Raw genomic sequence first — 12,715 nt, forward strand, 5'->3', positions numbered from 1 at the left:
AAAGGAACATGGTTTTGCAAACCATTACTCCTTCCACTCGTTCATTGGTTTAGTTTTTATTACAGGATGCTTTCGTTCAGGGGCAGCTCAATGCCTGCAGCAGCCGCCACACTCAGTAGCTGGTCTACATCCCATGGCTCGAAGAAAGCTGGCTCGGGGCCTCTTACTTTGGAAGAGCGAATCACACCTTTCTTTACTAGGATCTCTTTCCACAGGCAACGGTTGGCCACATCTTTTTCGTATGCGGCTAGTCGTGAGTATGGTGCAAAATAGTTAACCGCTTCTTGCATCTTACCTTCCTCCAACAGGTTCCAGGTATTGCTGAACTCTGCCGGCATATAACAGGCCGGCATGGTACCACAGCAACCTGCCTCATATTCTTCCGGCAGGAACACGCCGCTGTTGCCACCAAACACACCTACGAGGTTATTTTTTGGATGTGCCAGCAGCTTGCGGGCTTTGTGAATGATATTGCCTGACTCCAGTTTGATATACTTCAGGTTTTCCAGGCGGGAAGAAAGATTGGCCAGGAAATCTACCGGCAGCGAAATATCACTAAGCTGGTGGTCCTGCAAAATGATGGGAATATTAATCGCTTTGTCAATAGCGGTAAAATAGGACTCTATTTCCCCGAGGCCTGAACGCCAGCGGCCAAAGAAAGGAGGCATACACATTACCGCGGCAGCTCCTGCCTCCTCGGCCTGGCGAGCCAGCTGGGCAGCGCAGTATGATGAAGGGTGATTGACGGTAACCACTACTGGTATACGACCATTTACTTTTTGGATCACAAAGGCGGTAAGCGCCTTTTTCTCTTCGTCCAGCATCAGGTGGCCTTCCGAGGCATTAGCCCCAGTAACCAGGCCATGTAATCCGTTATCAATACAATAGTTGATCAGGTTCTCCTGGCTTTCATAATCGATACGCTCATCGTCGTGAAAACAGGTTCCGAGAATAGCAAAAGTTCCTCTAAAAGAATGTTGTGGTGCCATGAAAGGTTTATAAGATTAAATAGATTAATGATAGTAGAGACGAAAGGATCAAAAACAGGGTCACTGTTTTTTGAAATATATGATTGGGCAGCATGCGAAAAGAAAGCATGCCCAGCACATAGCCAGCCAGCGAAGGCCCTATAAGCTTGAGCAACAGCGGCATTGTACCGGGCGCAAAGTCGGTTTGCAGCGTCATGCTGATAACACCAAAGCTCATGATCAGGAACAGGTAGGACAACATGGTGTTTCTTGTTTGTTCCTTATTGGTGAACACAGCGTTGAGGTGCAGGGCCACCAGTGGTCCGTTGATCCCTGTAGAGGGAGTGAGCACGCCACTGAAAAATCCGCCCACCCATGACATATAATTATGTGCAAAGAATACTTTGTTTTTAGTCAGCGATACTACAGAGGCCAACAGGATAACGCCAAGGGTTACCTGCTTTAGCACCAGCGCATTGACGTAGCTGATAATCGCCAATCCTACTAATAGTCCGACAGTCGCACTAACGATCAGTTTGAGCAGGGTGCCCCGTTGGATAGACTGGAGATTTTTACCAGAGAACATCGCCACTAAGGAAGTGAGTACCGACATACAGAGGTTGAAGTAAACCAGCATGGTAAAGTCCAGCTTGTCTACCAGCAACAGCGTAGTAGCGATAGCAAAGCCGAAGCCAATGAGTCCCTGGATCCAGCCAGCCAGCAGAAAGGCAAAAAACAATAACAGCAGCGACGGCATCAGGGAGTCATTTTTGAAGTCAGAGAAAGCCCTCCATCCACCAGGAGGGTTGTACCAGTAATATTCATTCCTGTAAAAGAAGACAGCATACCCACATGGTCCGCTACTTCCTCTACCGACACCAGTGTATGCATGGGTATAGAATCCAGGTGCGTCTGCCGCAAGGCAGGATCTTTCTGCTGGTTCTTTTTCGACAGACCACCTTCTACAATACCGGGTGCCACTTCGTTTACCAGGATATGGTGCGCCGCCAGTTCGAGCGCCAGGCTCTTGCACAACATGCGGATGGCGGCTTTAGAAATACAATAGGATGAAATGCGTGCATTAGGTCGCTCGGCCGCCCAGCTACCGATAAATACAATGCGACCGGGCAGTTCCTTGTTTTTGATACGTTGCGCTGCCTGTACTGCCATATGATAACTACCCCAGAAGTTCACATCCATCTGCCGACGCAACTCGGACGAAGGCATATCGCTAAGCGATCCCGCTACTACAATACCTGCATTGGGCACTACTACCTGGGGCGTACCCCAGTGTTCTTCTACGCGGTTAAGCCAGTCCGTTACTTCCGCTTCTACCGACACATCAGCGCGGGTATAAAGCAGCTCACGACAACCTGCGGTGCGTAAGGCCTCCAGTTGTGATTGTACCGCAGCTTCTTCCTGTAGGTCGCTGAGGGCAATCTTTGCTCCCAGTTTTCCCAGGTGAATAGCTATCGCCTGGCCGATGTCACCAAGCCCCCCACTGATCAATGCTATTTTGTTTTCCATAGTTTCCACGCTCACTTATGCCATTTTATTTTCGGTATATCCCAGTTTGTCGATGGCTACGTTTACTACGTCGCCGGGCTTTAACCATACTTTTTCTTTATGGCCCATGATCACACCTTGCGGTGTGCCGGTCAGGATCAGGTCGCCGGGCTCCAGGGTCATATGCTTAGATAGGAACTCAATAATCTCCGCCACTGTAAAGACCATGTCGGCGGTGTTGGAGTTTTGCCGCTGTTCTCCGTTAAGGGTGCAGGTCAACTGCAGGGTCTGCGGGTCGCCCACTTCATCGGCGGTGACCAGGTATTTGCCAAGTGGCAGGAATGCATCGAGGCTTTTACCCATCAACCACTGTGAGCTCATGAACTGCAGGTCGCGACAGGACAGATCGTTAGCCACGCAATAGCCCAGCACATAGTCTAAGGCCTCCTCTTTTTGCACATGCTTACCCTTTTTTCCAATGACCACGGCCAGTTCCACCTCGTAGTCAAACTCCACCCCCACTGAACCCAGAGGCACATCCGATTGAAAGTCCGTAAGGGTATTGCTATACTTGGTAAAGGCCACGGGCACGGTAGGTATGGCCATTCCGCTTTCAATGGCGTGCTGGCGATAGTTGAGACCAATGCAAATGATCTTGGGTGGACGGGGTACGCAAGGCGCAATCGTCAGCCCTTCTTCGGGTAGGCGGTATTGCGGATCATTCAGTCCGTTAGCAGCCAGCGTTTCCAGTTCTGCTACATCATCCAGGGTCATCGGGTTTTGAGGCCGCCATGTTGTATTCTGTTCTGCGAGGTATTTATCGATATCCAGCACCCCTTCTTCAGTGGCTATGCCGGGATACAATTGGTTGTCTTTCCTAAAATAAAGGATCTTCATCGTGGTTTATATTTTCAGTGTCTGGGTTCTATTTTGCAGCCTTTGGCAGCAACCATTAATAAGTGGCGCGTCCGCCGGTAAGGTCAAAGGTGAAGCCCGTAGTAAAGCTGTTTTGCGGGGACACAATATACAAAGCCATGTTGACAGCTTCGTCAAGTGTACCACACCGTTTCATGGGAATTTTGTCGGTCATGTATTTTACCTGCGCCTCGGGCATAGCATCTACCAATGGGGTCCGTATCACCGCCGGTGCCATGGCATTGACGGTGATGCCAGTTTCGGCATACTCCTTACCCTGCACCTTAGTCATTCCAATTACTGCCGCCTTGGAAGACGAATAGGCCAGCATGCCCGCATTGCCTTCCTTGCCTGCCACGGAGGCCATATGCAAAATACGGCCGTAGTTGGCTTTCAGCATTTGGGGTAAAACGGCCCTAGCCGTATAAAAAGAGCTCATAAAATTCAGCTCAAAGACCTTCTGCAGATTCTCCGGGCACACTTCATGGCTTTTTGTATTGGTTATACCCGTTATACCTGCACAATTGATCAGCATATCGATCCTTCCGTATTCAGCGATCACTTCGTCAACCGAGGCATTCACCTGGTCTTGCTGGGTCAGGTCGATAGCCACTATTTTTACGGTGGCGCCATAGGAGGCAAAGGCCTCGTCAAGGGCCGTCTTATTGATGTCGTAAGCTACCACCTTTGCGCCTTCTTCCAGCAGCTTGCGCGAAATGGCCAGTCCTATACCGGAGGCAGCACCCGTTACCAGGGCTACCTGTCCTGAAAAAGTTCCCATTGATTATTTATTAGTTGTTAGAGGTGTATTAATACAGCCAGTGTTCTACGGTCCGCTATCTGTAATGCAGTTAGTGAAGGTACCGCAGCCCCATCCATCCTATGGAGCGATGGAGCCTAAACATGTCACCAAATGTAGCGCGGCCATATAGAAGAAAAGTCCAATAAACAATTCAAGAATTATACTTTTTTAACACGCTAAGCTCAGCGGTTTTCTTATCTTCCCCACCGGTTCAATTAATATGAAAGCCCGCTTACACAAACTACCACTACACAACGACGTTTCCTTTTTGTACAGCCAATGGGAATGTCCCTATTTTGACAAACCCTGGCATTTTCATGAAGAATATGAGCTGGTACTGATCGATAAGAGTAGAGGCACCAAATTCATTGGCGACAGCGTGAGTTTGTTCGAGGAGGGAGACCTGTTTCTCATTGGCTCCAATATCCCGCACCTGTTTCGTAATGATGAAACATATTATACCGACAGCCCGGGAGCCCATTCTGTATTTATACATTTTACCCAGGACCTTTTTGGCGACCGCTTCCTGAGCCTCCCCGAGTTAAAAGGGGTGCACCAGCTGCTTGACCAATCGGCCTTTGCACTGGAAGTACATGGGCAAACCCGCAAAGAAGTGACCGAGCAATTGCACCAGATGCAAACGCAATCGCCGCCGAAGCGTTTGCTCAGTCTGCTGGATATCCTGCTTACGCTTTCAGAAAGCAGGGAGCTGAAACCGCTCCTTTCCACCCGCTTTGCGCCAAATCACAACATCAATACAAAAGATACCCTGCGCATACAAAAGGTGCTGGAATACATCATGAAGAACTACATGAATGATATTTATATATCAGAAGTGGCCGCCATGCTCAATATGAGTGAAGCGGCATTTTCGCGGTATTTCAAGCATCATACCCAAAAGACGTATACGAGCTACCTGACCGAAGTGCGTATCAGCAATGCTTGTCGCCTATTGATGCAGGGAGAAGAAAGTATTTCGGAGATCGGTTATGGATGTGGCTTTGAGAATCTATCCAATTTTTACCGGCATTTTAAAAAAGTGACAGGCTTCGTTCCCAAAGACTATCGCCGGCAGTTTTTGAAGATCGCCACTGGTGCAGCTACGGCTCCTGATCTTTAAACCGGTTGGCAGGTAATCCTCTAAAACCACAGTTCTTCAGCACAAAAAGAGTACCTGCCTGCGGTTGTTCCGCCAACGCTTGCTCGTTCAATCCTACACGGGAGGTGGTCACATACAAATCATTGAGATCATCTCCTCCGAAAGTACAGGAACTAACGTGGGTCACCGGTAATGTAAACTGGTGTAACAGTCGTCCGGTGGCAGGATCCCAGCGGGTTACTTTACCACCCCCCCACAAGGCGATCCACAACATTCCTTCTTCGTCGATAGTCATACCATCTGGCTTGCCCATGTTCTCTGGAATACGAACTACTATTCTTTTATTACTGATAACCCCACTTTCAACATCGAAATCATAGGCCACCACTACGCGAGTGGGTGTATCAATAAAATAGAACTGGCTTGCATCCGGACTCCAGGCCATACCGTTAGAAACACTTACATCAGCCACCTTGCGGCTATACGAGCCATTGCGTTCGAGGGTGTAGAGACTGCCAGCTTCCGGCACCCCGGCGGTGCTCATGGTGCCAGCCCAGAAGCGGCCGGCGGGATCGCACTTGCCATCGTTAAAACGGTTGCCCGGCAGGTGCGCTTCCGGATTAGCTATAAAATCCAGCTGCCCATTATCCTTGTTAATATAGAAAAACCCCTGCTGCAGTGCCCCCACCAGTCGGCCGGAGGTACACAAGGCAATGGCACCTATGGGTTGTTTCATTTTCCACGTCCGGTGGTTTTGCGCCAGCCCTCCCCAGGCATGGATCTCTCCCTGTAGGATATCTACCCAGAAGATCGTTCCGGATGCAGCATCCCAAAGAGGTGATTCCCCCAAGAGACACAGGTGCTCAGTAACCGTTTCTAACATATTACCCTCTATATAATATTTAAGATTGAATATTTACTATTTGGCGGTCGGCATTCACCCTCCTTTCGCATAGTGCCGTATGCTTTTACGACCAGTGCGGCCATTTTCGTGACACAACATACGTTACAAACCTCATCTACACTGCACCGCCTGACTATACGCGGTCAAATTGTTAAAAAAGTATAGAAACTAACGCTATTATTAAAACTTTTTCCCTTGCGTGCTGTATAGTTTTGAGGAGTAGTGAGGTACTGGTTCTGCTTGTTTGCTATATGGGCTTCGCATACTAGCCGATCCCTGGGCGGAAGTAGATAACAATCCCAGCCTTAAATAAGATTACCTTTCCACGCAAAGGCAAAACAACCATTTTTAAAGATCAGTGATCGACTGCTGATTTAAACCGTGAACATGAAAAGAACGCTTTATACCTTGCTGGCTGCCGCCTTTCTTGCTGCTTGCCACACACAGCCATCTGCGCAAACAACAACTGATAAAACGGCTTATGGGAAACAAGCCTGGGCCGAATCGGTGACCCCTGTTCGCCCGGGAGTGCCGGGCAAGACGCCCTTTTGGAATGCCAACGCGCGCCAGTTTATTTATGCACCTGCTTTTGACTACCAGCAGGTGACAAACGCCACTAAGTACCGCTATACCATTACACAAGAAACTAACGGTAAGACCTATAGCTTTGAAAGCGATGTACCCTATACACCTCTTAGCAAGGTATGGGCTGATGTACCGGTGGGATACTTCAATCTTTCAGTGGCAGGGATCTCGGCCAAAGGCGACTCTGTAGGTCTGGCAGGTAAAGGACGTTACTACCGCGCTGCTCCATTTAATGGCGTGTATCATACGCCTGCACTACCCTACGACTCCAGTGCCCGTCTGGCCCTGGACCGGCTGATGGAAAAAGATTACGTGACCTACTGGTTTGAGCATAAAACACCCAAATGGGATTATATCAATTACAGCTACCCCGCCAAGATCTACAGTGCCCTGGTTATCGGAGCCATCACCCACGCCCGCCTCAAAGCTGGCACTCCCGACGCGCAGCGTTCAACCGAACTGGCCCGCATAGTGGCCGACTATATGCTGAGCATCCGGTTTAAAGAAGGTACGCCATGGGAGTATTTTGTACCCACCTACTATGGCCCTCGCTCCGAAAAGACCACCACGCAGCACCTTAAACCAATCAACAGCTTCTCCATCATGGGTGTAGATGCCGGTAATGCGTTTCTGGACCTCTACGACTTCACGGGAGATAAAAAATACCTGGAAGCCGCACAACATATTGCCCAAACCTATTTAAAAACGCAGCTACCTGGTGGCAGTTGGTACCAGTTTGTTAACCACGAGACTGGCGAGCCAACTGCTAAAAACATTGTTATTCCGACATCGATCATCAACTACTTTGACCGACTGCAACATAACTATAAGATGCAAGGCCTGGAGGCTTCCACTCAAAAAGCGCTGGACTGGATCATGAACAACCCGGTTAAGACCTTTGATTGGCAAGGACAGTTTGAAGACATTGCAGCACGGGCATCTTATGGAAATCTGAGTCGCGAGCAGGCCTGCGATCTGGCTATGTACCTGTTCCGCAACAAAAAAGACCTAGTGTTGGCCGAGGAATTGGTGCGCTTTTCGGAAGACCAGTTTGTTATCTGGGAACAACCGGTAAAGGTTGCCTTCCAGGATCCCAAGCCCGGCGGACGCTCAGAAAACTGGATCACACCATCTGTGCAGGAGCAGTACGTGTTCTGGATGCCAGTAGGAAGAGCGGCAGGCGTAATGATGGAAACGTTCCTGAGCGCCTATAAAGCCACGGGCAAGGAGCTTTACCTCGCCAAGGCCAAATCCATCGCCAATTCCTTTACCTTGGCACAGAAGGCGCATAACGGTGATTACCCAACGTATTTTACTAAATACCCGTTGAACCTATGGTTGAACAGCACCGTTTATCCGGCCAAGTTGCTGATGAACTACCGGGATATTTTAGAGAAAGGGACTCCTGCTTACTCCTTGAAATAAGGAAGTATAGGAAACGAGATAAAAGACAAGGATGAAAAATTATTCCCTATTTCTAATTACGCAGGATGCTACAGATAGGGGAAATAGACACGTACCAAAAGTGGTTTACTGCGAACTAACTTTACTTACCAGAAACAAGAAGCCCCGCCAAAAGCGGGGCTTTGTTTTATTTGGCGCAGAGTGAGGGATTCGAACCTACTCCGCTACGCCTTTATTTTCAAGCCTTTCGGCGGGTGATCAAACCATGAGTCTCGATTTAGACTCGCCTGCAATAAAACTGGCTTTATTTTCTCTAAGTTAATGAATTTGTAGTGATTACATTTAGTTTACACCTTCTAATTCAAGTCTTCATTTTAAGCCATTTTGAATGACAAATGGTGGTAATGAAGGTAAACTTGCTATCTCAGCTTCTAAAGAGGCAATATCTTCATTTCTATAATCACTCGTACGATGTGCCAGTAAATGGGCCATATGAATTGGGCCGATGCACCTTTGCATTTCAGGCATTATAATAAACATCTTACTCTCATCAATTTTGCCCTGCCAATGTGTTTTATTTTGGGTTACCTGTATAAGAGAGCCTCTTGCTCCATAAAAGTTCGAATATAAAAGCAGCTTATTATCAGCAATAAGTAAGTTTATTACATGGCCTCCCTCCCACTTAAGAAACGAATCGATATTTTCAAAGCCGTCACCTCCGATAAAGCCCGACCCGTGGATTGGAATCTTATCTCTTTCTTCTCTATCTTTTGTCCACATGAACTTTCTTAAGAGTGATGCATCTTCACTAGTTTTAAAACTATCATGAAGAAAAATACACCCAAGCCCGAGTGCTAATTTTGCTAAAAAACGATTACCTAAATCCACGTCTATCGTAAAGGTCATAGCATGTTGTTTGCCTTGCATTTCCCAAAGCCTAGCATGTAAGTCTATTAATTCATCAGGAATATCTTTAAAACCGATCCCGTCAATATCCGGAGTTGGACCATTACCTAAATAAAGAGGCGACTTCTTAAAAGCACTAGCAAAAGAATAAATTACTGTAGGTAACCAAGCTGGATTATTTGAACGAAGGAAAATAAACGCAAATCCATAATCAACATTAGCCTTTCGTATATGTGGAGGAACTCCAACCATCACTGGCGTATCTAGATCATTTGAATAAGGCGCATGGAAGTGATAAATTAAGTCACCTGTTGGGCCAAGATAGTTTTCACATATCTTCCCCTCAAAGGCCAACTCTTTAATTACTCCCATGTATATCAATGGCAAAATAGTATCGGGGGTTAGGCGAGTGTATTTTGTAGCATTACTAGCACGGTAATTATTTATAAACCAGCTTTTAGTAAAAGGCGCATCAATAAAGAAGCCTGCAATATTATTGCATCTTTCACAAACAAGGTCAGTTGAGAATGGATTTATAGGCTGAAGAACGCCTCCAATTGCACGAGGCAAAATATGTTCTTGCGAAAATTCACCTTCTTCTTTCTCCCGGTTACAATAAATACAGATTCTCATGTTAAATCTAGCTCGTTCAACTACTTTGATTTATTATTATTTTCGACAGTTTCTTCATTACCAAACAAAGCCAATATCGCTTTTCTGCCCCTTTCACGTTCGTTTGACTTTTCCACCTGTACCTTCTCGTCGAGGTTAAATCCATAATAATACTGAATGCGCTCAATCTGTAGTTTTAGCTTATTGAACTCAGTACTAAGATTCTCGAACTCCTTTGCCTTTACCATTAAGTTTTGAAAATATTCCTTGCGCCATTTCGCAATCTCTTCTGGAATATTAGGTGGAGGCCCGCCTGTAACGCCCACAATATAAGATAGCTTAGCTTTGGCTTCCAACTTCTCAACAGCAGCATTTTCGTTCAATTTCATACACCTGAATAGCTCGTCTGTCATCTGTAAGTTTTCTGGAACTGTATCAGCTAGTTCTCTTTTATAATTCCAAATCTCTTCATCGAATCCCCCTCTTTTACTGTCACTCTTATTTTCAATTTCTAGAGGCTTATTTTCTGCAAATTGTTTGGTTCCACAAAAAGAACAATATACACTGTCATTATCGATTTCTTTTCCGCATGATTTACAATACATATTGACACAAGTTTACTACTGTTACTTAAGATATTTATGGCCATCGCAGCTTAGTAGATATGGCATTCCTCTAGACCTGCTCCGATCTTAAACCTTGTCTTAGTTTGGCAAAAACCATTCGTAAAGCTTTTGCATGGCATTTCGGCAACACAGTTTGTGCTGTTGACGTTTCTGTATGACTAAACACTAACACATCATTTAAAGAGGACATTAAATTGCCTTCTGAACTCTTTTTAGTGATCAATAAGTATTCTTTGCCCTCTTCATCTCGCCATGTAGTGGTAGCTACCCAAAACCGGCCCTCTTTCATAAACTTGTCTATTGCTTTATTTATACCGAGTCTGGCTTCAATGGCATCATTTTTTTCTTTTTCAATTCTGGCTCTTTCTTGCATTCTCAGGTAGGCTTCATGATTTTTTTGGGCTTCTATTCGCTTTATTTCATCTTCTTGTGATGCCTTGATGCCATAATTAGCACCTACAATACCACCAATCAATGCAGTTAGACCTACTACAATAGCAACTACAGGCCCTGTGCGTTGAGATTTCTTTATCATGTTTATTTCACCAAATCCTGCCAATATGCCTACAAATCCTCCCAACAAAAAGCCATAAAAGCCATTTTTAATATGTTTCATCTTTGCTTCGATTTAATAAACAAATGCAAGCTGCTTGGAATTCAAATTATTAGTCACTTAACTAAACGACTATGTATTTTTTCATAAGCATGTCAATTCGTGGTTATTCTTTATAAATAACGGGTTTCAATATTTACTCTTTTGTATTCGATAGGGTTTGTTTTATCTGCAAACCCTCTCAAGTATTTCCCTTCTTCTACTATGGTGAGTGTGTGAACTCCTGATAGGTGCCTCTTGCCTGCTGACATCAAAACAAAAATTATTTCCTGAGTATCTGGATTACAATGAAAATTTTCAATACTGGAAACATATTCCGTTTGTTTAGTAGACTCATCAAGTTGTGAAATTGCCCCACCGTCTATGAAAATCACATAAGATAAAGTGAATTTATTCTCCTCATTCTGCATTGTGACGCTCCATTGACCGTTCATTAAGCCAATATTATTTAATCGCCGCCATCTGTTAATCCAGCTTTGGTTCTCATTGGCTGTGTGAGTAAGTTCCAGATGGGTAGTCTTCAATGATTCATTTTCCTTTAAATATTCGCTTTCTTTCTCTAACACTTGTTCTAAAAGATGCGTCCGTTCAATATAGTTATCGCGTAGCTGAATGTATTTTGATACAGAAACCTTTCCTGTCTTTGTGATTCTGAGGTTTAAGTTGGTGCCCCATGTTTTTGCCCAAGCATGGACTGCTTGAATGACATTTTTTATTATTGGATAACCGAATGTATAGGCCAAGGCCAACCCAAACGGTTGCCAAAATACCTTATTAGGGGTTCCAGCTTTATTGATCAAGTCAATGTAAGATAAATATCCATCTGCTTTAAGATCATTGCTTTTATAAAACAGCAAACCAATAGGTATTTGCCAGTTAATCACTAACCATGAAATGAGAAAAGAAGAAAAAAGTGGGCTAGCGAGACGTTCTTTAATATCACTAAAAAAGTCAGTTAGTTTGTCCATGGTACAAAAAGTCAAGCAGTAATAGGACAAGCAAAATAGGCAACCTTCACTACTTAGCCAAGATTTCTATATGGTTATTCCCCAATGCTGGCGCAAGTATGCAGCCTAGCTTTTGTCGCCAGGCGTACTTGTATCCTGTTATTACAAGCAAACCCATGTAGCAGTTAGCTAGTATGGTATAATGACTCTGATTTTACGGCACAAGTAAACATCCGCACATGAGCCTACCGGCATACTTGCGCCAGATGGGAGGAAATATTGATTTAACCATAAAAATAGCCCAGAGGATTACTCTGGGCTATAGTGTGGGGATTGAGGACTTGAACCTCGGGGCTATATGACAACTCGTTCTCTTCCTTAGTCAGTGATTAACTTTTTCTGGATCCCCATACTAGCCCTAACCCACCTTATTATGTTATTTTTCATATCATTTACATTTAGTTGTTTCATAAAATTATTAATACTAATAACCCCCATCGCAAACTGAAAAAAAGTCACATCTGGGCAACTAAAAAGTAATACTGACATTATTCCAAGAACTACCGCTATCCAATTGAACGCTGCAAATATAGTATTTGCTAAGATTGCTTTATTTATTACAGCAGGAGCTCCTCGTCTCAAGCATTACAGTAAAACAACCTGTTATAAAGCAACTACCAAAAGATAAAAGCCTCTGTTGTAGTGGCTTTTATCTTTTGGTAGAGAGTTAGGGGATTCGTTTCACTGATCCTAAAAGGGGAGGCTTCAAAGAAAACAAAGCCATTCGCTCCGCTCATTACTTTTTTATTTCCATGGCATTGCTGAAGC

At 45.1% G+C, this 12,715-nt stretch carries 12 protein-coding genes; 2 read left to right on the top strand and 10 right to left on the bottom strand.

Going from position 1 to position 12,715, the window contains the following annotated elements; all coding sequences use genetic code 11:
- Positions 1-59: 59 nt before the first annotated feature.
- The 5 genes from SY85_RS11810 to SY85_RS11830 are packed head-to-tail and all read right to left on the bottom strand — an operon-like array spanning position 60 to position 4,170.
- Entirely contained in the window at positions 60-989 is a 930-nt protein-coding gene (locus SY85_RS11810) for a dihydrodipicolinate synthase family protein (RefSeq protein WP_066404714.1), read from the bottom strand.
- A gap of 7 nt (positions 990-996) precedes the next feature.
- Positions 997-1,725 (bottom strand): sulfite exporter TauE/SafE family protein, encoded by a 729-nt coding sequence (locus tag SY85_RS11815; RefSeq protein ID WP_066404716.1) that lies wholly within the window; start codon positions 1,723-1,725, stop codon positions 997-999.
- Positions 1,725-2,495 (bottom strand): SDR family NAD(P)-dependent oxidoreductase, encoded by a 771-nt coding sequence (locus tag SY85_RS11820; RefSeq protein ID WP_148661168.1) that lies wholly within the window; start codon positions 2,493-2,495, stop codon positions 1,725-1,727. Before SY85_RS11820 ends, SY85_RS11815 begins: the two co-directional genes overlap by 1 nt.
- 15 nt (positions 2,496-2,510) lie before the next feature.
- On the bottom strand, positions 2,511-3,371 hold the full coding sequence (locus SY85_RS11825) for a fumarylacetoacetate hydrolase family protein (RefSeq protein ID WP_066404718.1): 861 nt from the start codon (positions 3,369-3,371) through the stop codon (positions 2,511-2,513).
- Positions 3,372-3,426: 55 nt separating this feature from the next.
- Positions 3,427-4,170, bottom strand: coding sequence for an SDR family NAD(P)-dependent oxidoreductase (locus SY85_RS11830; protein WP_066404720.1), 744 nt, complete (start codon positions 4,168-4,170; stop codon positions 3,427-3,429).
- 241 nt (positions 4,171-4,411) lie between these two features.
- Here SY85_RS11830 and SY85_RS11835 point away from each other — a divergent pair, with 241 nt between their 5' ends.
- A complete protein-coding gene (locus SY85_RS11835; RefSeq protein WP_066404722.1) occupies positions 4,412-5,311 on the top strand; it encodes an AraC family transcriptional regulator in 900 nt (299 codons plus the stop codon).
- On the opposite strand, the gene SY85_RS11840 is transcribed toward SY85_RS11835, so the two are convergent.
- A complete protein-coding gene (locus tag SY85_RS11840) occupies positions 5,292-6,173 on the bottom strand; it encodes an SMP-30/gluconolactonase/LRE family protein (protein WP_066404724.1) in 882 nt (293 codons plus the stop codon). The genes SY85_RS11835 and SY85_RS11840 overlap by 20 nt on opposite strands.
- Positions 6,174-6,581: 408 nt before the next feature.
- On the opposite strand from SY85_RS11840, the gene SY85_RS11845 reads away from it, so the two are divergent.
- The gene (locus tag SY85_RS11845) at positions 6,582-8,204 is read left to right on the top strand and encodes an AGE family epimerase/isomerase (RefSeq protein ID WP_066404726.1); all 1,623 of its coding nucleotides are present in this window, start codon (positions 6,582-6,584) and stop codon (positions 8,202-8,204) included.
- Between the two features lie 348 nt (positions 8,205-8,552).
- Here the strand turns inward: SY85_RS11845 and SY85_RS11850 are convergent, their stop codons facing one another.
- From SY85_RS11850 to SY85_RS11865, 4 genes are all read right to left on the bottom strand, one after another.
- Positions 8,553-9,722, bottom strand: coding sequence for an HNH endonuclease (locus SY85_RS11850; RefSeq protein ID WP_066404728.1), 1,170 nt, complete (start codon positions 9,720-9,722; stop codon positions 8,553-8,555).
- Positions 9,723-9,742: 20 nt separating this feature from the next.
- Positions 9,743-10,306, bottom strand: coding sequence for a zinc-ribbon domain-containing protein (locus tag SY85_RS11855; RefSeq protein WP_066404730.1), 564 nt, complete (start codon positions 10,304-10,306; stop codon positions 9,743-9,745).
- Positions 10,307-10,376: 70 nt separating this feature from the next.
- Entirely contained in the window at positions 10,377-10,943 is a 567-nt protein-coding gene (locus SY85_RS11860) for a hypothetical protein (RefSeq protein ID WP_066404731.1), read from the bottom strand.
- 110 nt (positions 10,944-11,053) lie between these two features.
- Positions 11,054-11,908 carry a hypothetical protein gene (locus tag SY85_RS11865; RefSeq protein ID WP_148661169.1) on the bottom strand — a complete coding sequence of 285 codons (855 nt, stop codon included), beginning with the start codon at positions 11,906-11,908 and terminating at the stop codon, positions 11,054-11,056.
- Positions 11,909-12,715 lie beyond the last annotated feature (807 nt).

This window comes from Flavisolibacter tropicus, from assembly GCF_001644645.1.
GTDB classification, from domain to species: Bacteria; Bacteroidota; Bacteroidia; order Chitinophagales; family Chitinophagaceae; genus Flavisolibacter; species Flavisolibacter tropicus.